General features: G+C 63.5%; 25 protein-coding genes. 11 read left to right on the top strand and 14 right to left on the bottom strand.

The window, feature by feature from the left end; all coding sequences use genetic code 11:
- Window positions 1-132: 132 nt before the first annotated feature.
- The 6 genes from NKH03_RS05270 (at window position 133) to NKH03_RS05245 (ending at window position 7,720) form a co-directional block, all read left to right on the top strand.
- Window positions 133-1,119, top strand: a complete 987-nt coding sequence (locus NKH03_RS05270; protein WP_352881422.1) for an ABC transporter permease — start codon at window positions 133-135, stop codon at window positions 1,117-1,119.
- A gap of 63 nt (window positions 1,120-1,182) precedes the next feature.
- On the top strand, window positions 1,183-2,211 hold the full coding sequence (locus tag NKH03_RS05265; protein WP_352967472.1) for a sugar ABC transporter substrate-binding protein: 1,029 nt from the start codon (window positions 1,183-1,185) through the stop codon (window positions 2,209-2,211).
- An 82-nt stretch (window positions 2,212-2,293) separates the two neighbouring features.
- Entirely contained in the window at window positions 2,294-4,417 is a 2,124-nt protein-coding gene (locus tag NKH03_RS05260) for an ABC transporter permease (RefSeq protein ID WP_352967470.1), read from the top strand.
- Complete coding sequence (locus NKH03_RS05255) at window positions 4,414-5,469, top strand: SMP-30/gluconolactonase/LRE family protein (protein WP_352967469.1); 1,056 nt, start codon at window positions 4,414-4,416, stop codon at window positions 5,467-5,469. The genes NKH03_RS05260 and NKH03_RS05255 overlap by 4 nt, the downstream gene beginning before the upstream one ends.
- Entirely contained in the window at window positions 5,469-6,965 is a 1,497-nt protein-coding gene (locus tag NKH03_RS05250) for a sugar ABC transporter ATP-binding protein (RefSeq protein WP_352967467.1), read from the top strand. Before NKH03_RS05255 ends, NKH03_RS05250 begins: the two co-directional genes overlap by 1 nt.
- A gap of 347 nt (window positions 6,966-7,312) precedes the next feature.
- On the top strand, window positions 7,313-7,720 hold the full coding sequence (locus tag NKH03_RS05245; RefSeq protein WP_352967465.1) for a carboxymuconolactone decarboxylase family protein: 408 nt from the start codon (window positions 7,313-7,315) through the stop codon (window positions 7,718-7,720).
- A 7-nt stretch (window positions 7,721-7,727) separates the two neighbouring features.
- Here NKH03_RS05245 and NKH03_RS05240 read toward each other — a convergent pair whose 3' ends face one another.
- From NKH03_RS05240 to NKH03_RS05185, 12 genes are all read right to left on the bottom strand, one after another.
- Window positions 7,728-8,615: an amidohydrolase family protein gene (locus tag NKH03_RS05240; protein WP_352967479.1), complete on the bottom strand. Its 888-nt coding sequence runs from the start codon at window positions 8,613-8,615 to the stop codon at window positions 7,728-7,730.
- Window positions 8,615-9,796 carry a vWA domain-containing protein gene (locus NKH03_RS05235; RefSeq protein WP_352967463.1) on the bottom strand — a complete coding sequence of 394 codons (1,182 nt, stop codon included), beginning with the start codon at window positions 9,794-9,796 and terminating at the stop codon, window positions 8,615-8,617. The genes NKH03_RS05240 and NKH03_RS05235 overlap by 1 nt, the downstream gene beginning before the upstream one ends.
- Window positions 9,797-9,879: 83 nt before the next feature.
- The gene (locus NKH03_RS05230; RefSeq protein ID WP_352967461.1) at window positions 9,880-10,761 is read right to left on the bottom strand and encodes an AAA family ATPase; all 882 of its coding nucleotides are present in this window, start codon (window positions 10,759-10,761) and stop codon (window positions 9,880-9,882) included.
- Window positions 10,758-11,762, bottom strand: a complete 1,005-nt coding sequence (locus NKH03_RS05225; protein ID WP_352967459.1) for a xanthine dehydrogenase family protein molybdopterin-binding subunit — start codon at window positions 11,760-11,762, stop codon at window positions 10,758-10,760. The genes NKH03_RS05230 and NKH03_RS05225 overlap by 4 nt, the downstream gene beginning before the upstream one ends.
- 1 nt (window position 11,763) lies before the next feature.
- Window positions 11,764-13,131 carry a xanthine dehydrogenase family protein molybdopterin-binding subunit gene (locus NKH03_RS05220; protein ID WP_352967457.1) on the bottom strand — a complete coding sequence of 456 codons (1,368 nt, stop codon included), beginning with the start codon at window positions 13,129-13,131 and terminating at the stop codon, window positions 11,764-11,766.
- Between the two features lie 126 nt (window positions 13,132-13,257).
- On the bottom strand, window positions 13,258-13,740 hold the full coding sequence (locus NKH03_RS05215; protein ID WP_352881444.1) for a (2Fe-2S)-binding protein: 483 nt from the start codon (window positions 13,738-13,740) through the stop codon (window positions 13,258-13,260).
- Window positions 13,741-13,801: 61 nt separating this feature from the next.
- Window positions 13,802-14,596, bottom strand: a complete 795-nt coding sequence (locus NKH03_RS05210; protein ID WP_352967456.1) for an FAD binding domain-containing protein — start codon at window positions 14,594-14,596, stop codon at window positions 13,802-13,804.
- Window positions 14,597-14,609: 13 nt separating this feature from the next.
- Window positions 14,610-15,053 carry an SRPBCC family protein gene (locus NKH03_RS05205; protein ID WP_352881449.1) on the bottom strand — a complete coding sequence of 148 codons (444 nt, stop codon included), beginning with the start codon at window positions 15,051-15,053 and terminating at the stop codon, window positions 14,610-14,612.
- Between the two features lie 118 nt (window positions 15,054-15,171).
- The gene (locus NKH03_RS05200) at window positions 15,172-15,999 is read right to left on the bottom strand and encodes a helix-turn-helix domain-containing protein (protein ID WP_352967454.1); all 828 of its coding nucleotides are present in this window, start codon (window positions 15,997-15,999) and stop codon (window positions 15,172-15,174) included.
- Between the two features lie 181 nt (window positions 16,000-16,180).
- Window positions 16,181-16,948: an SDR family oxidoreductase gene (locus NKH03_RS05195; RefSeq protein WP_352967451.1), complete on the bottom strand. Its 768-nt coding sequence runs from the start codon at window positions 16,946-16,948 to the stop codon at window positions 16,181-16,183.
- Window positions 16,949-16,961: 13 nt separating this feature from the next.
- Window positions 16,962-17,960 (bottom strand): ABC transporter permease, encoded by a 999-nt coding sequence (locus NKH03_RS05190; protein WP_352865604.1) that lies wholly within the window; start codon window positions 17,958-17,960, stop codon window positions 16,962-16,964.
- Window positions 17,961-18,000: 40 nt separating this feature from the next.
- Complete coding sequence (locus NKH03_RS05185) at window positions 18,001-18,741, bottom strand: ATP-binding cassette domain-containing protein (protein ID WP_352967449.1); 741 nt, start codon at window positions 18,739-18,741, stop codon at window positions 18,001-18,003.
- 493 nt (window positions 18,742-19,234) lie between these two features.
- Here NKH03_RS05185 and NKH03_RS05180 point away from each other — a divergent pair, with 493 nt between their 5' ends.
- Both NKH03_RS05180 and NKH03_RS05175 read left to right on the top strand, forming a co-directional pair.
- Window positions 19,235-20,224: a sugar-binding protein gene (locus NKH03_RS05180; protein ID WP_352865576.1), complete on the top strand. Its 990-nt coding sequence runs from the start codon at window positions 19,235-19,237 to the stop codon at window positions 20,222-20,224.
- A gap of 181 nt (window positions 20,225-20,405) precedes the next feature.
- On the top strand, window positions 20,406-21,185 hold the full coding sequence (locus tag NKH03_RS05175) for a FadR/GntR family transcriptional regulator (protein WP_352865575.1): 780 nt from the start codon (window positions 20,406-20,408) through the stop codon (window positions 21,183-21,185).
- A gap of 18 nt (window positions 21,186-21,203) precedes the next feature.
- Here the strand turns inward: NKH03_RS05175 and NKH03_RS05170 are convergent, their stop codons facing one another.
- Window positions 21,204-22,142 (bottom strand): NAD(P)-dependent oxidoreductase, encoded by a 939-nt coding sequence (locus NKH03_RS05170; RefSeq protein WP_352967447.1) that lies wholly within the window; start codon window positions 22,140-22,142, stop codon window positions 21,204-21,206.
- A 119-nt stretch (window positions 22,143-22,261) separates the two neighbouring features.
- On the opposite strand from NKH03_RS05170, the gene NKH03_RS05165 reads away from it, so the two are divergent.
- Together NKH03_RS05165 and NKH03_RS05160 are read left to right on the top strand one after the other, a co-directional pair.
- Complete coding sequence (locus NKH03_RS05165) at window positions 22,262-23,158, top strand: NAD-dependent epimerase/dehydratase family protein (RefSeq protein ID WP_352967445.1); 897 nt, start codon at window positions 22,262-22,264, stop codon at window positions 23,156-23,158.
- Window positions 23,159-23,260: 102 nt separating this feature from the next.
- Window positions 23,261-24,037: a FadR/GntR family transcriptional regulator gene (locus NKH03_RS05160; protein WP_352865568.1), complete on the top strand. Its 777-nt coding sequence runs from the start codon at window positions 23,261-23,263 to the stop codon at window positions 24,035-24,037.
- Window positions 24,038-24,052: 15 nt separating this feature from the next.
- Here NKH03_RS05160 and NKH03_RS05155 read toward each other — a convergent pair whose 3' ends face one another.
- Window positions 24,053-24,343 (bottom strand): DUF3175 domain-containing protein, encoded by a 291-nt coding sequence (locus tag NKH03_RS05155; protein WP_352967443.1) that lies wholly within the window; start codon window positions 24,341-24,343, stop codon window positions 24,053-24,055.
- A gap of 178 nt (window positions 24,344-24,521) precedes the next feature.
- Between NKH03_RS05155 and NKH03_RS05150 the strand changes: the two genes are divergently transcribed.
- The gene (locus NKH03_RS05150; protein ID WP_352967441.1) at window positions 24,522-25,751 is read left to right on the top strand and encodes an MFS transporter; all 1,230 of its coding nucleotides are present in this window, start codon (window positions 24,522-24,524) and stop codon (window positions 25,749-25,751) included.
- Window positions 25,752-25,828 lie beyond the last annotated feature (77 nt).

Here is a 25,828-nt window from a genome sequence, read left to right as displayed (position 1 = left end):
CCTCCTTGCCCAGCAAGAAGGTTGAATCAGATTTGCACGCCGAAGGGAATCCCCGCCGATTCAGTCTCATTTCATCCCGCTCTAGCTTTCTTCCCAGGAATGGCGGCACCTGCCATCGGGGCAAACGCAGACATGAACACGATCGGCTGGCCGAATGTCAGGAGCCTGAATCAGGAAGGTATTGTCTTTGCCATCGCGGTGGTGCTGTTCGTCGCCGCGGCAATAGGCCTGCCAGGCTTCATCGACCCCAACAACCTCGTCGCCATCGTCCGCTCCGTGTCGGTGCTCGGCATATTGGCGCTCGGCATGGCCGTCGTCATCATCGGCCGCGGCATCGACCTCTCGGCGGTGGCGATCATGGCGATGTCGGTCGCCTGGTATCTGCAACTGCTGAATTCGGGGACGCCGGACGGGCTGGCCTTCGCCTATGTGATGGCCGGCGTGCTGGCCATCGGTCTGCTCAACGGCTTTCTCGTTGCCTATGCCGATGTGCCGGCGATTTTCGTGACGCTGGCGACGGGCTCCTTCGTCTTCGGCTATGTGCGCTCGCAGCTGATCACACAGGACGCCGTGCCGGTGCCGCAGGGCCACTGGGTCGAGTTGCTGGGCGGCCTGCGCTTCCTCGATATTCCGATCGAGGTGTTCGTCTTCGCGGGCCTGGCGTTCCTGTTCTTCCTGTTCCTGCGCTACACCAAATGGGGCCGCTACATCTATTTCGCCGGCGACAATCCGGTGGCCGCCCGCAACATCGGCATTCCGGTGCGGCCGATGCTGGTGCTGCGCTATGTGCTTTCCGCCTTCGTCGCGCTGATCGCCGGCCTGCTGACGGCGGCCAGCCTGCATTCGATCAACACCCGCGTCGTCAATTCGACGCTGCTCTATGACATCGTGCTGGTGGCGGTGATCGGCGGCATCGGCCTGTCCGGCGGGCGCGGCGGGGTGCGCAATGTGCTGGTCGGTGCGGCGCTGATCGGCATCCTGCTCAACGCCATGACCATCATCGACATTCCGCTGCTCTACCAGAACCTGATCAAGGCGGCGATCCTGCTGGGGGCAATCATCGTCGACGGCATCATCAATCCACGTGACGAGCAGACCGCCCAGCAGGGTGACATCTAGGGGTACCCGGTCCGATCCATCCCGATCGGCCGGCAATGAAAATCGAAAACGAGAGGATCTGACATGAAATTCATCAGGACATTGATGGCCGCCGCCACGGCACTCGCCGTCACCGCCTTCGTGGCGCCAACCTTCGCCGCCGACGATCCCGGCCCGGCCGCCTATGCGCAGGTACTCAAGGGCAAGCGTGTCATGCTGGTGCCGCTGGCGATGGGCTTCGATCTTGCGCAGGGTTGGGCGCACTATCTGAAGACCGAAGTCGAGGCCTGGGGCGGCGTGTTCGAAACGCGCGACCCGAACTGGGTCGTCGATGCCGGCGCGCAGGCGATCACCGACGCCATCTCGTCGGACACCAGGCCTGATGTGCTGATCATCCATGCACCGGACCTAAACTCCTACTCCAAGCTGATGAAGAAGGCGCAGGCCGCCGGCACCTACGTCATCCTGGTCGACAATCCCGCCAACTTCCCGGCCGACGCCTTTATCGGCAGCGACTGGGACCGGCTTGGCCAGCTCGAGGCCGAAGCGGCGATCAAGGGCTGCGGCGAAGCCTCGTCGAAGAAGATCGGCCTCGTGCAGGGCGACCAGGCGAATTCGTCGAGCCTCTATCAGTATGCCGGCATCATGAAGGTGCTGGACAAGCATCCCGACTTCAAGGTGGTGGCGAAGCCCGACTCCAACTGGGACGCAACGACCTCGCGCAACGTGACGACGACGATGCTGCAGCAGAACCCGGACATTTGCTCGATCATCGATTTCTGGGACGGTGACGCCACCGGCGCTTCCGCCGCGATCCGCGATGCCAAGCTCGACGGCAAGGTGTTTCTGGTCACCACCGGCGGCGGCGAGAAGGCGGCCGACTGCGACAAGCTGCAGGACGGCACCTATGGCGCCGTGGTGATGACCGATCTTGCCCGCCAGTCGGGCGACATGAACGCCATCATCAAGTTCCTGCTGCAGAGCGGCCAGCCGGCCGGCACCTCGCACACCTACATCTACACACTGGAGAAGGCCACGACCAAGGCCGACCTCAAGCCCGACAGCTGCTGGGACCTGAAGGCGCTGCAGGCGCAAGCGGCAGCTGCAAAGTAAGCCGCACTTTTTCGACCGAAGTATACGCGAGGTGGCCGGAAGGATCCGGTCACCTCGTTCCCTCATGGAATAGCAGCAGCCGATGTCCTTTCGCGAACGCCTCCAGTCCTGGCGCTACAATCTCGTGCCCGACCATGTCGTCGGCGAGATCCTGACCAAACGCTGGACCGACAACGCCATTCCGTTCCTGGCGCTGGTGGCGACCCTGGCAATTTTCGGCTCGATCATTCCCGGCTTCTTCAAGCTGACCGCGCTGCAGGAATCGACCCGGCAGCTCGGCGAGTTCTCGATGGTGGTCACCGGCATGACGGTGGTGATGCTGGGCGGCGGCATCGACCTGTCGGTCGGCTCGATCTTCGCGCTATCCTGCTTTTCCGCCGTCTATGTCTTCTTCATCCTCGAACAGTCGATCTGGCTGGCGATGGCCGCTTCGCTCGCCACCGGCCTCATCTTCGGCGCCATCAACGGCTATCTCGTCGGCTATCTCAGGCTGCGCGCCTTTCTCACCACGCTGGTCACCTTCATCTTCGGCCGGGCGCTGTTCGACATCCTGGTCACCACCTATGCCGCCGACGTGCAGCTCTCGACCGCTACATCGGATGTGCTCGACTTCATCGGCGACAGCACGTTCTGGGGGCTGTCGGTCTCGGTGTGGCTGGCGATCATCCTGGCCATCGTCACCCATATCGCGCTGACGCGCTCGCGGCCGGGCTGGCACGTGCTGGCGGTCGGCGGCTCCAGGCGCTCGGCGCACAATGCCGGCATCCGCGTGCGCCGCACAGTGTTCATGACCTATGTCTTCTCGGGCTTCTGCGCCTCGATCGGCGGCTTCCTCATCGCCTGCCGCCTAACCGGGGCAGGGCCGGGCACCGGCCTCAACCTCGAGATCATGGCACTGACGGCGGCGGTGGTCGGCGGCGTCAGCCTCGGTGGCGGCCGCGGCTCGGTGATCAAGGGGCTGATGGGCGCCATCATCGTGCTGACCATGACCAACGGGCTGATCCGGCTGGGCTACGGCACCGGCACCAACCAGATGGTGCTGGGCATCATGCTTGCGGTGGCGGTGACCATCGACATCCGCTGGCTGAAGAACCGCCACAAGGTGCTGAACGAGGTCTATGTCGCGCCGGTCTATCTCAAGATGGGCGAGACACAGTCGGCCGCACCCGGCTCCGGCACGCCCTACGAGCTCGACAACAGGCTGTCTGCCGCCGACCATATCGGGCTTGGCGAGTTGGAGGGGCCGGAAGATGTCATCCTCGACCGCGACGACAACCTCTATTGCGGCACGCGCCACGGCGAGATCGTCCGTTTCTTCGCGCCGGATTATGTCAGGTCGGAAGTGTTTGCCCACATCGGCGGCTTTCCGCTGGGCCTCGCCTTCGACAAATCGGGCAATCTGATCAGCTGCGTCGGCGCCATGGGTCTCTATTCGGTCTCGCCGGATCGGGAGGTCAAACGCCTGTCAGCGGAGACATCGCGTTCGTGGACCTCGATCGTCGACGATGCGCGGCTGCGCGATCCCAACGACTGCGACATCGCACCCGATGGCCGCATCTATTTCACCGACTCGACCAAGCGCTACGATGCGCATGACTGGGCGCTGGACTCGATCGAGAACCGCGCCACCGGCCGGCTGCTGGTCTACGACCCGAAGGACGGTTCGACCAGGACGCTGCTCGACGGCTACCGCTACACCAATGGTGTTTGCATGGCGCATGACGGCAAGTCGCTGTTCTTCGCCGAAAGCTGGGCCTGCCGCGTGCATCGCTACTGGCTGGAAGGGCCGAAGGCCGGCACCGCCGAATGCGTCATCCGCGACATGCCGGGCTATCCCGACAACATCAACCGCGCCTCCGACGGCAATTACTGGATGGCCTGGCTGGGCATGCGCACGCCGAGCTTCGACCTGTCGCTGCGCTACCCTGACATGCGCAAGCGCATGACGCGCCGGCTGCCGCAGGATGAATGGCTGTTCCCCAACATCAACACCGGCGGCGTGGTGAAATTCAACGAGACCGGCGGCATCGTCGAGGCGATGGGCGACCTCACCGGCGACGCGCATCCGATGGTCACCTCGATGCGCGAGCATAAGGGTTTTCTGTTCGTCGGCGGTATCCTCAACAACCGCATCGGCCGCTACAAGATCGCTGGCGCCGATCCGAATTGGACCAGCCCCGCTTCCTATTGGGGGGCGAAATCATGATCCTCGATCCGGTGCTCGACCTGTTTCGCGGCAAGGCGGTGACCATCCCGCCGCTCGACGGTGCTTTTCGCCCTAATACGCGGCTTGACGATGCGCCGGCTTTTGCTGAACTGACCGAGCCGGACAATCTGCTGGTGTCTGGCGAGCGGCTGCTGGCCTCCAGCAGCAACGCAATCTATTCGATTGCTGCCGGAACGGAGCCCAAGGTTGTCGAAACTTTCCCGTCTCCCGTCACGGCGCTGGCGCTGTCGCCATCCGGCCAACTGACGGTCGGGCTCGAAAGCGGCAAGCTGCTGATATCAGACAAGGAGGTTCCGCTGCCGGCTGCTCTCAGCTGCATCACCGCACTTGCCTATGCAGACGATGGCACGCTGTGGCTGGCCAATGGCTCGGCCGAGCACGTGCCCTCGCAATGGGCCGCCGACCTGATGAAGAAGGGAGCGTCCGGTTCGCTTTGGAAGCGGGATGCGGCAGGTGGCGGCTTCCGCAAAGTGGCCGGCGACATCGCCTTCCCCTATGGGCTCTATCCCGTCGGCAGGGATGTTCTGGTCAGTGAAAGCTGGCGCCATCAGCTTGTCCGCTTCGATGGCGCGACGGGCAACCGTTCGACGGTGTTGACGCATCTCCCAGGCTATCCCGCGCGCCTATCGCCTGCCGTTGATGGTGGAGCTTGGCTGACCTTGTTTGCGCCGCGCAACCGGCTGATCGAATTTGTTTTGCAGGAAACGCACTATCGGCAGGACATGCTCGACCAGGTGCCGCCGGCCTACTGGATCGCGCCGGCGCTTGCCTCCAGCCGCAGTTTCCTCGAACCGCTGCAATGCGGCGGTATCCGCACCATGGGCATCCACAAGCCATGGTCGCCGAGCCGATCCTATGGGCTGGTGGTCAAGCTCGATCAAAACATGCAGCCGCAATTCAGCCTGCACAGCCGCGCCAACGGCACGCGCCACGGCATCTGCAGCGTGGCGGAAAAGGACGGCAGCCTGTTCATCGCCTCCAGGGGCGGTGACTGCGTGCTGGTGATCGACCTCGCATCGGGAGGTTTTTGATGGAACCGATCGTCCGGCTGGAGAACGTTACCAAGAACTATCGCGGCGTACCGGCGGTGAAGAACGTCAGCTTTGAGCTGCGCAAGGGAGAAATCCACGCGCTGCTCGGCGAGAACGGCGCGGGAAAATCGACGCTGACCAAGATCATCGCCGGTGTGGTCGACGCCACGTCAGGCAAGATGTTCCACAAGGGGCAGGAGATCGCCTACGCTTCGCCGCATGCCGCGCTTGAGGCCGGCATCGCCATGGTGTTCCAGGAGACCAGCCTGGTGCCGTCGATGACGGTGGCGCAGAACCTTTATCTCGGCACCGAAAAGTTCCTCAACCGGCTGCGCGGCACCTACATTTCGGCTCAGCAGTTCCTGCAATCGCTGAATTTTCCGGTCGACCCGAACGCCATGGTGGCAACGCTGGGTGCGGCCAAGCGGCAGATGGTCGAGATCGCACGGGCGGTGCACCATAATGCCGAGATCATCATCTTCGACGAGCCGACGGCGACGCTGACGCCGGAGGAGAAACGCCATTTCTTCGCGCTGATCCGCAGGCTGAAAGCGAACGGCGTCTCCATCGTCTTCATCAGCCACGCGCTGGAAGAGGCACTGCTGATTGCCGACCGCATCACCATCCTGCGTGACGGCGAACTGGTCATCACCGACGACACGTCCGCCTTCGACCGTGACAGGATCGTCGCCGCAATGGTCGGGCGCACACTGTCGGGGCAGATCTACCGGCAGCGCGATGAAGCCAAGCTGCGCAAAGCAGGCCGGAAGGTTCTGTCGGTGCAGGACATCTCGATGAGCAATGTCGTGCGCAACACGTCCTTCTCGATCTTCGAGGGCCAGATCACCGGCGTGTTCGGGCTGATCGGCTCCGGCCGCACCGAGACGTTCAAGATCGTCTCCGGCATCTACAAGCGCGATTTCCTGCGCGGCGGCGCCATCGAGCTGGATGACAGGCCAGTGCGCTATCTCGTGCCGAGCGAAGCGGTGGCCGACGGCATCGTCTATGTCACCGAGGACCGCAAGAGCGAGGGCATTTTCGAGACGATGGGCATTGCCGAGAACCTGTTCGGCGGGCTCTTGGCGGCGGGCCGCGAAAAGGCCTGGGTGATCAACGCGCAGGAGATGCGCGCGCTGTCGGCCGAATGGACCAAGACGCTCAACATCAAGGCGATCAACGACAATGCGCGCGTGGTCGAGCTCTCCGGCGGCAACCAGCAGAAGGTGGTGATCGGCAAGGGGCTGGTGCAGCGGCCGCGCATCGTCATCTTCGACGAACCGACGCGCGGCGTCGATGTCGGCGCGATCGCCGAGATCCACCAGATCATCAACCGGCTGGCTGACGAGGGCCTGGCCGTCGTCGTCATCTCGTCCTATCTGCCTGAAATCATGAATCTGTCCGACCGTATTCTTGTCTGCCGCCAGGGCCGCATCGTCGAGGAGTTTTCACCGGCGGAGGCCACGGAGGAGAAGATCATGTACGCGGCCGTGCATTAGATTTTTGGCTGGTGGTTGGCGGTGCGCATACGTTGGCGATTGGCGAAGGCCTCTGCCTCTTCGTCATCCACGGGCGGAGCAAGGAGCGCAGCGACGCGGCGCAGACCCGAGGATCCATGCCGGGACTCCGTAGCGCTGCTGCGGTGCAGAATTCCGCTCCGCCGTACACTTCGAGAGACGTCACGGAATGGATCCCAGGGTCTCCGCGACGGAGCTTCGCTCCTGCTTCGCCCTAGGATGACGAGTTCAGGCTATTGCGCGCCAGAAACTGAGTCAAAGAAGCTGGTTAGCCGCCTTTGCTTGAAACTTGATTTAACGTTCATCGATCGAAACGAAAGGATCACGCCATGGCCACCACAAGACTCCTCAGCGATGCCGAGGTGGAGAAAATCCCGGCGGTGAAGGCCGTCTTCGATGACATCCGCGCGACGCGCAAATCCGATTTCGTCAACAATTTCTGGCGTGGGCTGGCCAACGATCCCCCGGCGTTGAAGCGGATCTGGGAACAGCTGAAGGCGGTGATGGTCGCCGACAGCGCCATCGATCCGCTGACCAAGGAGATGATCTATATCGCGGTGTCGACCGCCAATGGCTGCTCTTACTGCGTCCACTCGCACACGGCGGCGGCCCGGACCAAGGGCATGACCGACGCGCAGCATGGCGAGTTGGTGTCGATCATCGGGTTGGCTGGGCAGACCAACCATCTCGTGACCGCGATGCAGATCCCGGTCGATCCGCAGTTCGAGGTGAAGTGAGAGGCCCTCACACCGGCCGGTAAACCTTCTCCGCCGTGTTCCAGAAGATATCAGCCTCCGCCGCCGCGCCATGCTTGGCCACCGCATTGCGGTGCGCCTTGATCAGGTCGGCGTGGCTGGTCCATAGCTTCTCGATCGGGAAGTTCGAGCCGAACATCAGATGGTCAGCGCCCAGGATCTCGATCGCGTTGTCGACGATATAGGCGATCAGCGCCGGGTCGTTGCGGTGGACGAAGGTGCCGAGGCCGGAGAGCTTGGCGTAGAGATTGGGTGCGGCCGACAGCGTGCGCAGGCCGGCCTTCCAGGCTTCGGTGGTTTCCGGCTCCATGCCGGTTAACATACCGGCATGGGTGAGGATGAAGTTCGTCTCCGGGTTCTCGCCGACCAGCGTCAGCCCGTCCTTCATCTGGGCAGGGAAAAGCTGCAGATCGAAGGACAAGCCATAGTCCTTCAGGCGCGCCACATTCGCTCGCACCTTGCGGTCGATGACCTGATCGGCCGAGGCGGCGAAACGGAAGGCCGGCGTCTCGTGCCAGTGCAACTGCATGCGCACGCCGCGCAGCAGCGGATACTTTTTCAAGCGGTCGATCTGGGGCCTGATGTCGTCGACGGTCATGTCGGTGTAGCCGACGATGGCATGCGGCCAGCCGGTCTCGCCAGCGGTCTTCTGCAGGAAGGCGACTTCCTTCTCGAAATCCTCCTTGGCCCAGTTGGTCTGGACATAGACGGCCTTTTCGACGCCGGATCCCTTCTGATCGGCCAGAAACTCCTCGATCGGATAGTCGCGGCGGATCGGCTCGTAGGGGCCGAAGATGCGCGGCACCATCGGGCCGACCAGCCAGGGCTGATCCTTTTGGCGCCAGATGTGGAAATGCGCGTCGATTGCCTTCTGCATCATGAAACCCTCTTCCAGATTGTCGCCGCCGCCGGGGCAGGGCGGGCGAGCGACAGGATGAAATCGGTTAGACCCTTGAGCGACGAGCCGTCGACGAGATCGTCGATCACCGGCAGGATGGCGCGAAGTGCTGCCGTTGCCGGCCGGAAGCGCGGGTCGCCGGCCAACGGCGTTGCCAGCGACAGTCGGAACGCGCGGGCGCTCAGCCGGCGCATTGCCATTTCCAGCTCGGCATGGTCGCCGCGTTCCAGCGCGTCGGACAGGATGACGACCGCGGCACCGCGCGCGAAAGCGGAAAAGCGCGGCACCGACAGGAAGGCGAGCAGCGTCGGTCCCATGCGGGTGCCGCCGTCCCAGTCGTCGACCTGCGCGGCCGCGCGGGCCAACGCCTGGTCGCGGTCGCGAATGCGCAACGCCCCGGTGATGCGGGTCAGCCGCGTGCCGAAGGTAAAGATCTCGGCGCGGTCCGCGCCTTGCACGGCGGTATGCGCCAGCTTGAGATAATCCGATGTGTGCAGCTTCATCGAGCCGGACACATCGATGAGGATCAGCAGCTTGCGCGGCACGGTCTGGCGGCGTCGCAGCAATGGTGAGGGGACATCGCCATCGGCGCTGACGATCTCCCGCAGCGACCGGCGCAGGTCGAGCTTGCCGCGCGAGTGGGTGCGCACGGTGCGGAAGGAGCGGCGGGCGGGCAGGGCGGAAGCGAGCTTGCGGCGGAAAGCGGCAAGGTCGTCATCGTCGCGCTGGAAGTCGCGGCGGCTCAACTGCTCCTGAGCAGAGGATAGCTCTCCGCCTTCTTCGTGGTGCTTGGCCTCGGTCTGCTCTTCCTCGGCGCCGCCATCGTCCTTGATGCGGGTTTCCTCGTCGGCGTCGCCTTCGACCATCGCCGATGTGTTGCCATAGAAATGGCTTTGGAAATGCGCCTCGAATTCGTCGCGACGGTCGGGCGGTGGCGCCAGCGTGGCGAGCGCTGCCTCGCGGATGTCGGCCATCGAGCGCGGCCCGAGCAGCGTCACCGCCTGCATGAAGCAGGAGACCTGCTCGGGTGCTATGGCAAAGCCGTAGCGGCGCAGCAGCCGGCCGAAGCCAAGTAAGGGTGCGGCCGCGCGGGGTAAGCTCTCCTCTCCCCGTTCACGGGGAGAGGATGCCGGCAGGCAGGTGAGGGGCAGCGCTGACATCCGAGCGTCGCGCCGTCCCTCATCCGCCCCTTCGGGGCACCTTCTCCCCGTGAACGGGGAGAAGGGATTGTTGACGTCTCGGCTCACGCCAGCGCCTCCTCGACGATGCGGCCAAGCTCCGGCGCGATGTAGGAGAGGTCCTCTTCGTCCTTGATCAGCACGCCGATGGCGCGGCGGAAGGCTTCCGGCCAAGGGCTGCCGCCCTTCTCCAGGATGGCGGCGGCATTGGCCCATTCGACCGCCTCGGCGATGCCGGGCGGCTTGGCGAGTGCCCGGGTGCGGATGGTCTGCACGGCTGCCGCCACCGCGCGCGCGGTGGCTTGCGCCACATTGCCGGCGCGCAGCATGATGATGGCGGCCTCGCGCTCGGCGTCGGGATAGCCGATCCAGTGATAGACGCAGCGCCGGCGCAGCGCTTCGGCGAGCTCGCGGGTGCGGTTCGAGGTCAGGATGACGATCGGCTGCGCCGTGGCGCGGATGGTGCCGCGCTCGGGAATGCTGATCTGGAAATCGGACAGGAATTCCAGAAGCAGCGCCTCGAATTCATGGTCCGAGCGGTCGATCTCGTCGACCAGCAGCACACGCTGCTCGGGCGCCTTCAGCACCTGCAGCAGCGGCCGCGCGATCAGGAAGCGGTCGTCATAGATATCGATTTCGTGCTCGCCGGCATGGCGGATGGCGAGCAGTTGGCGCTGATAATTCCATTCGTAGAGCGCGTGCGCGGCGTCGATGCCTTCATAGCATTGCAGCCGCACCAGATCGCGGCCGAGCAGCGCGGCGATCGCTTTCGCCGCTTCCGTCTTGCCGACACCCGGCGCGCCTTCGAGCAGCAGCGGCTTGCCCAGCCGGATCGCCAGGAAGATGGCGGTGGCCAGACTGTCATCGGCCAGATAGCGCGAGGCGGCCAGATGCCGCGCCACCGCCTCCGGCGAGGTCGCGACAGTCTCGGCGCTTGTCCCAGTCATTTCGCCGCTTGCGCCTTCAGCGCGCGCAAGATCCGCTCCGGCGTGATCGGCAACGTGTCGATGCGCACACCGACGGCATCGAAGACGGCATTGGCGACCGCCGGGATTTGCGGATTGGCGCACATTTCGCCCGGTCCCTTGGCACCGTATGGCCCGTCGGCCGAGGGTCGCTCCAGCACGATGATCTCGGTCTCGGCAAGGTCGCCGGGGCCGGGCATCAGATACTGGTTGAAGTCGGTGCCGCCATGGTCGCGGTTGGGATAGTAGGGCTCGGTGGTCTCGTACAGCGCGTGGCTGATGCCCATCCAGGAGCCGCCGACCAATTGCTGCTCGACCATTTTCGGGTTCAGCGCGCGGCCGATCTCGAAGACGTTCTTGACCGTCAGCACCGTCACCTCGCCCGTCTCGTCGTCGACCTCGACCTCGGCCACGGTGCAGGCATGCGCGTAGCAAGTCGATGGTTTCATCGCGCCGGTCTCTTTCTCCGGATAGGAGCGCGGAATGAGGAACATGCCGCGACCCGAGATCGAGCGGCCGCGCTTGAAATGCGCCGACAGCGCGACATCGAAGATCGAGATCGACTTTTGCGGCGCGCCTTTGACCAGGATGTTGCCCTGGCCGTCGGTCTCGAGGTCGGAGGCATTCACCTCCAGCTCTTCCGCCGCCACTTCCAGCATCACCTGGCGGGCTTCTTTCGCTGCCTGGATCACGGCGTTGCCGGCGCGATGCGTGCCGCGTGAGGCGAAGGTGCCCATGCAGTGCGGGCCGGTGTCGGTGTCGGCGGTGTCGACGACGACACGGTCGGTCGGCACGCCGATCGTCTCGGCGCAGATCTGCGCCATGATCTGCTTCATGCCCTGGCCGAGATCGACCGAGGACAGCGTCACCATGAAATTGCCGGTCGGTGTCGAATGCACCAGCGCCTGCGTGGGGTCGCCGCCGAGGTTCATGCCCGTCGGATAGTTGATGGCGGCGACGCCGCGTCCACGCCTGATCGCCATCTCAAGCTCCCTTCACATAGGAGGACATCGCCATGAATTTTTCCGCCACCGGCCAGTTGGCGGCGCGCGAGGCTTCCTGCATGCACTCGATCAGGGCTGCCCCTTCTGTCGGCTGGCGGTGGGCCTTCATGTCGCCGTCGCGATAGGCGTTGATGAAGCGGAATTCGAGCGGATCCATGCCGATCAGCCGCGCAAGCTTATCCATCTGCACCTCCAGCGCGAAGTCGCCGATGGTGACGCCGAAGCCGCGCATGGCGGAGGACGGCGTGCGGTTGGTGTAGACGCAGTAGGTGTCGATCCAGACATTGGGGATGGTGTAGGGGCCGGGATAATGCCCCGCGCCCTTCTGCGCGCCATAGGGCGAGTGGCGCGAATAGGCGCCGGCGTCGGTATAGCCGGTGACCTTGCGCGCGACGATGCGGCCATCCTTCATGACGCCGTCCTTGATGACGACCTTTTCGGCCGCGCGTGGCGAGGATATCTGCATCTCCTCCTCGCGGCTGTAGATAAAACAGACCGGTCGCCCGGTTAATTTTGCGCCGAGGATGGCGATGGGCTCGACGATGACGTCGACCTTGCCGCCAAAGCCGCCGCCGACGGTGCCGCCGACGAAATGCAATTTGCTGCCGGGCATCTGCAGGATGATCGAGGTGTTGTCGAGGGTGAAGAACATCGCCTGTGTGTTGGTGTAGCAGGTGAAGCGGTCATTGCCCTCGGGCGCCACCACGCAGCCGGTGGTCTCGGTCGGCGCATGCTCGATCGGCGACGACTGGTAGCTCTGTTCCAGCACGTGATCGGCGCCGGCGAAGCCCGCCTCGACATCGCCGAAGCGCACCTTGCGGCACTCGCCGCTGTCATAGAGGTAGTAATTCTGGCCGTGATATTCGTTGACCAGCGGCGCGCCGGGCTTCAGCGCTTCCTCCATGTCGAAGACGGCCGGCAGCACCTCATAGTCGACCTTGACCTTGGCGGCGGCCTCTTGCGCCGCGCGCTCGGTCTCGGCCAGCACCGCCACCACGGCCTCGCCCTTCCAGCGCACCTTGCCATCGGCCAGCACGGTTTCGTCCTCCGGCCCGATCTGGATCAGGATGAGGATGGTGTAGACATTGTGCGGCACATCCTTGGCGGTCAGCACTCTGACGACGCCCGGATGCTTCTCGGCTTCCGACGTGTCGATAGAGCGGATGCGGGCATGGTGATGCGGGCTGCGCACCATTTTCAGATGCAGCATGCCGGGGAAATTGCGGTCGGCGAAAAAGGCGGTCTTGCCGGTGACATGGCCGGGCGAATCCGAGCGTGGCCTCGGCTGGCCGATCTCGTGCAGATCGTCCTTGCGGACGTCGGCGAAGTAGCTCTTGCGCAGTTCCATTGATTTGTTCCCTCAGAGCATGATGCCGAAAAGTGTGAAGCGGTTTTCGGACGACATCATGCTCTATCTCTTTGATCTAGAGGCGGATTCAGATTTCAGGTCGAATCGACCTGAAATCATCCGGCTCTAGGCCGCGTTCTGAGAGTTGGACCGCGCGGCGGCCAGCACCGCCTGGATGATCGGCTCGTAGCCGGTGCAGCGGCAGATGTTGCCCGACAGCGCCTCGACCACCTCGTCGCGGCTGGGATTGGGCGTGTGGTCGAGCAGCACCTTGGCGGCCATGATCATGCCCGGCGTGCAGAAGCCGCATTGCGTGGCGAAGGCGTCGAGGAAGGCGCGCTGCAGCGGGTGCAGCACGCCAGCTTCCGAAAGCCCCGCCGTCGTGGCGATGGCGGCGCCATTGCAGGTCTCGGCCAAGGTCAGGCAGGAGAGCCGGAGCTCGCCGTCGATGATGACCGAGCAGGCACCACAGGTGCCTTGATGGCAACCGCCTTTCGGGGAGGTGTCGCCGATCTTGTCGCGCAAGGCGTGCAGCAGCGTCGTGCCGCTGTCGACGAATTCGGCCGTTTCCGCGCCGTTGAGCGTGAACTGAACCGGAACCTTTGCCATGTTTTCCTCCCAGCGCGTCTGCCCTAACCCATCGGACAGACGCGCGCCCCCGAACGAAATATTATGCGAGCAGCAGCCGGCCGAGATGGACCGGCAGCACTTCGTTGCGATACCAGGCGCTGGCAATCGGATCGGTGATCGGCGAGGTGCCATCACCGGCCGCGGCCAAAGCCGGCGCTATGCCGTCAGCGGTCAGCGTCCTGCCGATCAGCGCTTTTTCCGCCGCGCTGGCACGCATTGGCCGGTCGGCCATGCAGCCCAGTGCAATCCGCACCAAAGACACGGTGCCATCCGGCGCCAGTGCGAGAACGCTGGCGATGCTGAGCACCGAGACGCCCTTGGGCTTGACCCGCGACACTTTCAGGAAGCGGAAACTGTCGGCCTTCGGAAGCGCGAAGCTCACGGACGTGACGATGGCGCGGCTGCCTTCCCGATTGGCCAGGAATATCTCGATCGGCGTTTCGCCGTCATCGGTGCCGACAATGGCGTCGAGCGCCAGCAGGGCAACCGCGAAATCGCCATAGGGAGCCGGGGCGAACAGATTGCCGCCGACGGTCGCCATGTTGCGGACCGCTGGGCCGCCGACGGCGCGGGCGGCCTTGGCGAGCGTGCCGAGGTCCGGATGGCGGGCGATCGCCGACATGGTCACCGAAGCGCCGATGCGGACCTTGCCATCGGCAATAACGATGGCGGACAAAGACGGCTCGGTCGACCTTATAAAGCCGGAGACCGAAACATCGCCTTCGTTGGCCGCGCGGACCACGAGCGTGCCGCCGCCGAGATAGCGCGTGCCGACGGCTTTCAGTGCCGCGTTGGCGTCCTTGACCGTTGCAAAGGTCTGCAGTGCTAGCGCCATTGTTTGGCTCCTGTCAGCTCTGGCCGGCGAAATGGCTCTTCAGGGCGTTGAAGCCGCCCTGGAAAACATTGGCGCCCATGCCCTCGGCAAGCTTGTCGGCTTCTTCTGGCGCGGCGTCGAAGCTTGCGGTCCATTCGGCGTAGGTGCGGTCGCCATCGGTAACGCGCCGCAATTGCAGCGTCGCCTTGTGATTGGTGAGCGGCTGCGGCGTCTCGAGGATCGAATAGCTGACGAGGAAATCCCGGTCGGAGAAGTCGAGCAGCTTTTCGCGCAGGCGCGCGCCACTGATGAGCTGAAAATTGCGAACGCAGCCTATCGTCGAAGCGTCCTTGCCGTCCTCGATATGGCTTTCGACCATGCGCGGGTGCCAGCTTGGCAGTCCGTTGAAATCGCGTATGCGCGCCCAAACCTTTTCGACCGGCGCGTCGATGACGCTGGAGATGGTGACTTTGGCCATTCAAATGTTCCCTTGCAAAGCGATCCGGTGCAAGGGTAGGGCGGCCATCCCGGGGGCGCTTATCAATGCGTCTTGAACGCCTATCAAGGAGTCTGAAAAAGGGTGGCGGGCCGCTGGTTTAAGCGATCGCCCGCGCGGCTTCGCGGTAGACCGTCGGCGGCACGCCGACATGGTCGCGGAAGAAGCGCGAGAAATTGCCCTGCGTGGTGAAGCCGAGATTGCAGGCGACCGAGATCAGCGGCTCCTGCGACCATTGCAGCTGCCGCACCGCTTCCTCCATGCGCAGCGTGTTCCAGTAGACATTGGGCGTCAGATTGGTCTGTTCCTTGAACAAAGCGAAGAAATGCGGCCGCGACAGGCCGACGCTGCGCGCCACTTCGTCGAAGCAGATGCGTTCGCAGACATTGGCTTTCATCAGCTGGATCGCCTTGCGGACACGGAAGTCCTGCATGGTGCTGATGCGGACGCGCGCCTCCTGCGGCGCCGAGGCGTCGGCGGCGTCGAGCACCGAATCAATGAAACGCTCGATCTCGTAGTTGGCGATATCGTCGATGCTCTCATTATCGATGAGATGGTCGAGCAGATTGGCGGCGGCTTGGTGCAGCCAAGGCTCCAGCGTGATCGCGGCTTGTGAAAAGAGCGGCGCGGACGAGGGCAGGTCGCGGCGGCGGCGCGCCCAGTCCGGATCGATGTAGAAGGCGAGGAACAGGCCCGGCGTGCCGTTCCGCGACAGGATATGGCTGTGCGGCTGGAAGGAGTTGATGCCGGCGGCGGTGCAGGGGCCGAGCCGAACTGTCTCACGGCCGATGGTCATCTCGCCGGCCGTACCTTCCAGCCAGATGATGAGATGGGCCTCGACATGGGCATGGGTGACGAAGTCGCCTGCGACATTCAGGACAGAAACATGTCCGAACCGGCCCCAGTAGAGCCTGATCGCTTCCGTCATGGGTATTCCTCCCGCAGGCGACTGGCCTCCCTTCGCCTGCAACGCGAATATTGCGGCTCAGTTTGGGCCTGCGTCAAGGTGGGAGTCCGTGACGAGCGCGGCGGACAGCCGACGCGGGCGGATTTTCAGACTGAGCGATAGGCACCGGAACGAATAGCGGTTTGGGGAAGAACGCCAGCCCTCAAACCGAAGCCGTCATGCCGCCGTCGACATACAGCGTTTGGCCGTTGACGAAGGAGGATGCGTCGGAGGCGAGGAACACCGCGGCGCCGATCAGCTCGTCGACGTTGCCCCAGCGTCCGGCTGGCGTGCGCTTTTCCAGCCAGGCGGAGAATTCCGGATTGTCGACCAGCGCCTGGTTCATCTCGGTACGGAAATAGCCGGGCGCGATCGCATTGATCTGCAGGCCGTATCTCGCCCAGTCGGCGCACATGCCCCGGGTCAGGTTGCGGATCGCGCCCTTGGTGGCGGTGTAGGGCGCGATGTTCGGCCTTGCCAGTTCGCTCTGCACGGAGCCGATGTTGATGACCTTGCCCTTGCCGCGTGGGATCATGTGGCGGGCGACCGCCTTGCCGGCATGGAAGGCGCCGGAAACATTGGTCTTGAACAGCCGCTCCCATTGCTCCTCGGGAAAATCCTCGAGCGGGGCGCGGAACTGCACGCCGGCGTTGTTGACGAGGATATCGATGGCACCGATCTCTGCCTCGATGCGGGCAATGTCCGTGTTGACTGCCTGAAAATCGGTGACATCGAAGATCGAGGCGTGCGCCTTGAAGCCGCCGGCACGCAGCTTTTCGACGGCGCTGTCGATCCTGGAGGCATCGCGGCCATTCAGCACCACGCTTGCCCCGTGTTCAGCCAGGCCGCGAGCCAAGGCGAAACCTATGCCTTGGCCAGACCCGGTAATCAGCGCCAGCCGGCCCTCGAGGCTGAACAGGGAGTTTGTCACAGACTGTCCCGGCTTAATCGCTGCGGCGGAAATTGCGGATGCGGTCGAACAGCACCGCCAGCAATATGGCGCCGCCGATGAACACGCCTTGCCAGAAGGCATTGATACCGAGCAGGCCAAGACTGTTGCGGATCACTTCGATCAGGGCCGCGCCGACGATGGCACCGAAGGCGGTGCCGACGCCACCAGCCAGATTGGCGCCGCCGATGACGGTGGCGGCGATCACCTGCAACTCCATACCCGTGCCGAGATTGGTGGTGACGGCGCCCAGCCAGCCGGTCTGGATGATGCCGGCAATGCCTGCCGACAGAGCCGAGATCATGTAGACGGCAACCTTGATCCGACGTACCGGCACGCCGGTCAGCGTCGCCGCATGCTCATTACCGCCAATGGCGAAGATGTGCCGGCCGAATTTGGTCCAGCGCAGGATGAAACCGGTGATCAGCGCCAGAAGGATCATGTAAAGAACCGGATTGGCGATCCCGAACACCCAGGCGCCGCCCCCCAATGCCAGCAGTTTGGTGTGGTCCGGCCCGAACTGGAAGACGACGGTGTTGTTGGAGGCGACCATCGCCAGGCTGCGGGCGATCGACAGCACACCGAGCGTTACCACGAACGGTGGAAAGCCAAGATAGGCGATCAGGACGCCGTTGAAGGCGCCGATGGCGAGCGCGGTTGCGATAGAGGCCAGAATGCCGACCTCGATCGAGTAGCCGGCATGCATGGTGACGGCCAGCACCATCGATGACAGGCACAGCACCGAGCCGACCGAGAGGTCGATGCCGCCGGTGATGATGACGAAGGTCATGCCTAGCGCGATGATTGCGACGAAGGTGATGTTGCGGGTGATGTTGTAGAGGTTTTTCGACGTGGCGAAGGCGTCGGTGGCAAACGATAGGAACACGCACGCAAGGATGACGGAGATCACCACCCAGAAAGTCTGGCTGGCCAACAACCTTGCCAGCAAGGATTGCTGCTTGTGCTCGATCGGCTGGTCAATTGTCAGTGCCATCATCGACCTTCATTTGCTGTCATGGTGAAAACGCTTGAAATCAAACCTGTTCGATGGCGCCGGTGATCAGCCCGGTGACTTCCTCGGGCGAACTCGACGCAATCGCCTTGTCGGCGACCTTGCGGCCACGCCGCATGACGATGACGCGGTCGGCGACGGTGAAGACATCGGGCATGCGGTGACTGATCAGCACCACTGATATGCCCTGGTCGCGCAAATGACGGATCAGGTTCAGCACCTCGGCGACCTGGCGCACCGAGATCGCCGCCGTCGGTTCGTCCATCAGCACGATCTTGGCCTGGGACAGCATGGTGCGGGCAATCGCCACCGCTTGGCGCTGGCCACCCGACATCTGCTTGACGAGGTCGCGCGGCCGGGTCTCGGACTTCAATTCGGCGAAGAGCTGGCCTGCGCGTTTATACATCGTCGCATAATCGAGGATCCGGAGCGGCCCCAGGCCGCGGCGCAATTCGCGGCCGAGATAGACATTCGCCGCCGCGGTCAGATTGTTGCACAGCGCCAGATCCTGGTGGACGATCTCGATGCCGTGCTGGCGGGCTTCCGCCGGCTTGTGCAGGATCAACTCCTTGCCGTCCATTCGCATGGTGCCATGGCTCGGGCGGAAATTGCCCGCGATCATCTTGACCAGCGTCGACTTGCCGGCGCCGTTGTCGCCCATCAGGCCGACCACCTGTCCGGGCTCGATCGACAGCGAAACGTCGTTGACCGCCTGGATGGCGCCGAAATGCCTTGAGATGTTGGTGAGTTCGAGAACCGCCACCAGCCTTTACCTCCCCGTGCCTTGCCTGCTTTTCCGGTGGACCGGGCGCAGCTTTCGCCACGCTTTTCCAGCTCCTCCCGGAAACAGCGCTGACCTGCATCTACGCGAATGCCCGCGCAGGCGTCAATTGTCAGACGAATAAGAATTGCCAATGGTCGGGGAAATGCGGCCGGGGGCTGTTGCGGGACGGAGTTGAATCTTTCGAAAAATCAGTTTTGTAGGACAAATGGCATTGACGTTGGCCGCGAGCCGAGATTAGCTGAGCATCGGAGGACTAAATCAATATGCCGATCCCATGCCGGCCTGCCGCGCGGGATCATCAGAGAATTGTCGGTCGTTGCCAGTCAGTTTTCGATCTGGCTGACCGAAATGAAAATACTTATCGGCCTGGCGTATGACATGAGCGCTCGCACAACGACCCTCTGTCATCACGCATCCGGTCGATCTGTGTGGCGGACACGCCGTGTCCGTCTGTTTCCAAGGGAGGACTGACATGAGGAAAACACTTTTGCTCGCCGCCGTCGCCGCCATGGCGCTTGGCGCCGGGCCGGCTTTGGCCAAGAAACAGCTCGTCATTGTCGTGAAAGGTCTCGACAATCCGTTCTTCGAAGCCATTCACCAGGGCTGCGAGAAGTGGAACAAGGAAAACGCCAGCTCGGAATATGAGTGCTTCTACACCGGTCCGGCGTCGACTTCCGATGAAGCCGGCGAGGCGCAGATCGTCCAGGACATGCTGAGCAAGGCCGACACGGTGGCGATGGCGATTTCGCCGTCCAACGCGCCACTGATCGCGCAGACGATCAAGACCGCCAATCCGACGATCCCGATCATGACCGTCGATGCGGACCTCAGCAAGGAAGATGCAGGGCTTCGCAAGACCTATCTCGGCACCGACAACTATCTGATGGGCAAGAAGATCGGCGAGTACATCAAGAAGGGCAAGCCGAATGGCGGCACGATCTGCACCATTGAAGGCAACCCGGCCGCCGACAACATCCTGCGCCGTGCCCAGGGCATGCGTGACGCGCTTTCGGGCAAGGACGGCCTCGCCGCACTTGCCGGTGAAGGTGGCTGGACCGAAGTTGCAGGCTGCCCGGTGTTCACCAATGACGACGGCGCCAAGGGCGTACAGGCGATGACCGACATCCTCGCCGCCAACCCCAAGCTCGACGCCTTCGGTATCATGGGCGGCTGGCCGCTGTTCGGCGCGCCGCAGCCCTATCGCGACCTGTTCGGACCGCTCAAGGACCGGATTGCCAGCAACGACTTCGTCATCGGTGCCGCCGACACGATCGGCGACGAGGTGGCGATCGCCCGTGACGGCCTCGTGACCGCGCTGGTCGGTCAGCGGCCGTTCGAAATGGGCTACAAGGCGCCGTCGGTGATGATCGACCTCATCGAAGGCAAGCCCGTCGCCGATCCGGTGTTCACCGGCCTCGACGAATGCACCAAGGATACTGTCGACACCTGCATCCAAAAGTAGGTTGTCGATTTCGGGACGCCCGGCAACGGGCGTCCCGTCACTCCTGAACGGGACGCAATGCTCGGGGCGACAGGCTCCGGCTTTGGCGCGTCCATGGTCTGGATTTTTCGGCAACGAGATCGGCGCACCGTGCAGGTTCGGGCCAGCCCGGACGACAGACGGCCGACGCATTGGAACGTGAATGCCGGACGAGAAGTCAAAAGAGCGAGCCGATCGGACCAAGGCACAAGCCAGCCGCCGTCCGGCCGTCATGCGTACTGGTGCGGCGCACTTCGCGGGAGCGAGCGTGCATGTCTCGCTGGCCGGTGAGATTGGCTTGCGGATCGTGCGCGGCGACTATCCGCCCGGCACTATCCTGCCCAATGAGGCCAAATGGGCCGAGATGTTCAACGTCAGCCGTTCGGCGGTGCGCGAAGCCATCAAGATGCTGATGGCGAAAAGCCTGTTGGCATCGCGCCCCAAGATCGGCAGCTGGGTCGAGCCAAAGGAGCGCTGGAACCTGCTCGACCGCGACGTGCTGGCCTGGTACGCGACCGCGCCTGACCGCGAGGCTTTTCTGCGCACCGTACAGGAGTTCCGCCACATCATCGAGCCCGAGGCGTCGGCCTTTGCCGCCCTGCGGCGCAGCGACCAGCAGATGGAGGAGATCAGCCAGGCCTGCCGCGATATGAACGAGGCCCTGAACCTGCAGGACCGTATCCGCGCCGACACGCGCTTTCATCTCGCTATCCTGCGCGCCTCCGGCAACGATCTTTTGGTGCCGCTCGGCGTTCTGATCGAGTCGGCGCTCGACCATCTCTTCGCGTTCACGACGCAGCAGGTCGGCGATCAGCGGCAGGCACAGAAACTGCATGAGGCGATCGAGAAGAACATCCGCCTGCGGCGTCCGGTAGCCGCGCGCAGTGCCGTGCACAAACTGCTTGAAAACACCGACGATGGGATCGGGCGGTCAAGGCGGTGATCGGCGCCTCCGTCTGGCTCAGATCGTCTGCTTCTTGCCGTCCCTGGTCGGCATCAGGTCGACGCCGTTGACCTTGCCGATATGTGTCGCCAGCATCGGTACGAATTGCTCGGCCGGGCCGGCGGCGTGGGCGCCGGCAAAGGAGTTCTTGGTCGCGTTGCCGAGCGGGTTGGCGATGCCGGCCGCACCCGCCATCGATTCCAGATAGGTCAAGTCCTTGAAGGCGTTGGCGATCGAGAATTTGTGGGCGTCGCGGTCGCCCTCCAGCGTCCAGCGCATGAAGGTCTGGTAGAAGCCGCAATCCATGCGGCCGTTGCGGATGACGCTGTCGAAGCGCGGCGGCGAGATGCCGACCTTCTGTGCAAGCGCCAATGCCTCGGAATAGATAGCGGCGTAGCCGAGCGAGATGAAATTGTTGAGCAGCTTCATGCGGTGGCCGTCGCCGGTGTCGCCGATATGGACGATGCGGCCGGCCCAGGTTTCGATCACCGGTTTCACCCTGGCAAAGAGGGCGTCCGGCGCGCCGACCATGGCGTCGAGCGTGCCTTCCCAGGCTTCCTTCGGCGTGCGGCTCAGTGGCGCGTCGACAAAATCGATGCCGAGCGCCTTCAGTTCCGCTGCCAGTGCCACCGTCGAGACCGGATCGGAGGTCGAGCAATCGATCACGACCGAGCCTTTCTTCAAACCCTCCTTGAGGCCGCCGGGACCGCGAATGATGGCTTCGACCTCGCGTGAGCCGGTGACGCAGATGAAGACGATTGTCGATGCCGCCGCCACATCGCTCGGGATCGATGCTTCCTTCGCACCTCGACCGAGCAGGTCTTCCGCCGACTTGCGGTTCTTGCGGCCAAGAAAGGTCAGGGCGTAACCCTTGTCGACGATGTTCTTGGCGATCCCGTGTCCCATCAGGCCAAGGCCGATGAAGCCGATCTTTTCGCTCGCGGCGGTCGTATTCATGTCTTCAAGTCCTGTTGCAATGATTGATGATCGGCGCTGCCGTTTTGCAGGCGGGGGTGGTTGCGGATCGCGATATTGTCTGACAATACACATAAATTCCAGAGGATGTGGAGAGCAAAATGGCGAAGCGGATCATGTTCACCGGCGGCAGCGGCAAGGCCGGACGCCACGTCGTGCAGTATCTGGTGGAGCAGGGCTGTCAGGTGCTCAACATCGACACCAAGCCGCTCGACAACCCCAAAGTGCGCACGCTGATCACCGACATTACCGACAGCGGACAGGTGTTCAACGCGCTGTCGAGCTACATGGGCCTGCATGAATTCGACCCATCGCTGCGCCCCCAGCCGGTCGATGCCGTGGTCCATTTCGCCGCCATTCCGCGCATCATGATCACCACCGACAACGAGGTATTCCGCATCAATGCGCTCGGCACCTACAATGTCATCGAGGCGGCGGTGAAGTTCGGCATCCGCAAAGTTATCATCGCCTCCAGCGAGACGACCTATGGGCTGGTGTTCGCCAACGAGCCGCGCGATCCCCAATATTTCCCGCTCGACGAGGAGTACGATGTCGATCCGATGGACAGCTATGCCCTGTCCAAGGTCGTCAACGAGAAGACAGCTCGCGCCTTTGCGCAGCGCAACGGCACCGACATCTATGCCCTGCGCATCGGCAACGTCATCGAGCCGCATGAATATTCGCTGTTTCCGAAATGGTTCGCCGATCCTGGTTTCCGCAAGCGCATCGCCTGGAGCTATGTCGATGCGCGCGACCTCGGCCAGATCACGTTGCGCGCCATCGAGAAGGATGGCCTCGGCTATCAGGTGTTCAATGCCGCCAATGACGACACATCGTCCGACCTGCCGACCGCCGAACTCTTGAAGCGGTTCTATCCCGGCGTGCCGGTCAAGGCCGAACTCGGCGAATACGAGACGCTGCTCTCCAATCGCAAGGCGCGTGACGTGCTCGGTTTCCGCCCGGAGCACAGCTGGCGCAAATACGTCAAGCAGGCCTGAGCCGCGGGAGCATCCGGGCTGATCTGTGCACAGCGGCCGGCTTTGCGGCCCAAGCCGCTTGCCGCGCTTGACAGCACTCTCAATCCGGACTTTCTGGAGCCTATGCGGGACGCGAAGCCGAACAAGGAAAAATCGCCGTCGAAAGCGGCCTCCACCGAGCGTCCCGCCGGCGCTCGCCGACCTGATGCGGCGCGCATTCCAGGGTCGAGCGTCCATGCCTCTCTGGCCAGCGAGATCGGCCTCAGGATCGTGCGCGGCGATTATCCGCCCGGCACCATCCTGCCCAACGAAGCGAAATGGTCGGAGACCTTCAGCGTGAGCCGCTCGGCGGTGCGCGAAGCCATCAAGATGCTGATGGCCAAGAGCCTCTTGGCCTCACGTCCCAAGATCGGCAGCTGGGTCGAGCCGAAGGAGCGATGGAACCTGCTCGACCGCGACGTGCTGGCCTGGTACGCGACGTCGCCGGATCGCGAAGTGTTTTTGAAGACCGTGCAGGAGTTCCGCCACATCATCGAGCCGGAAGCGACCGCCTTTGCGGCCATGCGGCGCACCGACGAGCAGATGGCCGAGATCAGCCAGGCGTGCCGGGAGATGGGCGCGGCAACCAGCCTGCAGGAGCGTACCCGCGCCGACACCCGTTTTCACCTCGCTATCCTGCGCGCCTCGGGCAACGACCTTTTGGTGCCGCTCGGCGTGCTCATCGAATCCGCCTTCGATCATCTCTTTGCCTATACGACGCGGGAAATCGATGATCTCAATCATGCGCAGAAGCTGCACGAGGCGATCGAGAAGAACATTCGGCTGCAACGCCCGGATGCGGCGCGCAACGCGGTGCGAAAACTGCTCGCCAATACAGACGGCGTCATCCGCGCCCGGTAGACTTATCGATCGCAGCTAATCGTCTTTCTCACGCCCGAAGGCGGTGCGCAGCTCGTCCTTGGCGTCCTCGAGCACTTGCCTGCGCGCTGCAGGCAGGTTCTTGCCGGCGCGGTTGATGTAGAAGTTGAGCATCGACATGGCTGACTGGAACGGCTCGGCCTTGCGCCGGTGGCTGTGTTCGGCAGATCGCTTGAGCGAGGCAGCGATCTTCTTGGCGTCGTCGGATTCGAAGACGTGGTCCTCGAGATCCAACGCGTCGCTGTGCTCGGTCACCTCGGCCGACCATTTTTTCTTGGTGGCGGTCATGGCTGGACTCCTTCGCCGGTTTGCTTGTTGGGAAACTCCGCATATTGGCATCGGTTCCTGCATTCGCCTTTAGGTCTGGAGCCACGGATTTGCCCGCTGTGGCGCTGCTGCGGCCCGAGAATGCGCCGATAGTGGCGAGAACGGCAGCCCACTTTCGAGACCGCCGACAGGAAACGCCTTGACCCGAACCGACTTGAGCCGGCCAAGCCCCGGCATCGACAGCTCCTATGCCTGGATGCGGCTTGCCATCTCGATGCTGCTGGCGACGATCGGCGCCGTCGGCATGTGGGCGGTTGTAGTGGTGCTGCCCGCCGTGCAGGCCGAGTTCGGTGTCGACCGCGCCGCCGCGTCCATGCCCTACACCGCGACCATGGTCGGCTTTGCCGCCGGCAACGTGCTGATCGGCCGCGCTATCGACCGAATGGGCTACTGGATCCCGGCGTTGCTCTCTTCGATTGCGCTCTCCGCCGGCCTTCTGCTCGCGGCGCTGTCGACCTCGATCCTGCAATTCACCCTTGCCCAAGGGTTGCTGATCGGTGTCGGTACATCGGTGATCTTCGGGCCGCTGATCGCCGACATCTCGCACTGGTTCAACCGCCGGCGCGGTGTCGCGGTGACCGCGGCCGCCGCCGGCAATTACCTTGCCGGAGCGATCTGGCCGACCATCATGCCGACGCTGATGAAGGCAGAAGGCTGGCGCTTCACCTATGCGGCCATCGGCATCTTCTGCCTGGTGACCATGGTGCCGCTGGTGCTGATGCTGCGGCGCGATGCCCCGGCGGCGGCCGCTGCCGGCTCGCCGGGAAGCCGGCCGGTGCAGCCGATCTCGCTGTCGCCGGCGGCCTTGCAGGTGCTGCTGGTCGTCGCCGGCCTCGGCTGCTGCGTGGCGATGTCGATGCCGCAGGTGCACATCGTCGCCTATTGCATGGACCTCGGCTACGGCGTGGCGCATGGCGCCGACATGCTGTCGATCATGCTGGCGGGCGGCGTCGTCAGCCGGTTGGCGTCGGGCTTTATTGCCGATCGCATCGGCGGCATGAAAACGCTCCTGATCGGTTCGGTGCTGCAGTCTCTTTCGCTGCTGTTCTACATCCCGTTCGACGGACTTGCCTCGCTCTATGTGGTGTCGCTGGTGTTCGGCCTGTCGCAAGGCGGCATCGTGCCTTGCTACGCCATCATCGTGCGCGATTACATGCCCGCCAAAGAGGCCGGCCAGCGTATCGGCATCGTCATGATGGCGACCATCTTCGGCATGGCGATCGGTGGCTGGATGTCGGGCTGGATCTACGACCTGACCGGTTCCTATGCCGCGGCGTTCCTGAATGGCATCGCCTGGAATTTGCTGAACATACTGGCGATCGGACTGTTATTCTGGAAGGCACGGCGCAGCACCGCCGTGATGGCTTGAAGGCGAGCAGGATTGTTGCCGTTGCTTGACAAGGACAACAGGCCGCGCGACGCCAGAAGGCGAGTGGGTGCGGCAAA

It is taken from the genome of Mesorhizobium sp. M1406 (genome assembly GCF_040317555.1).
In the GTDB taxonomy this organism is placed as follows: domain Bacteria; phylum Pseudomonadota; class Alphaproteobacteria; order Rhizobiales; family Rhizobiaceae; genus Mesorhizobium.
Note: the sequence above shows the minus strand (reverse complement) of the source record. Positions and strands in the feature narration are given on the sequence as shown.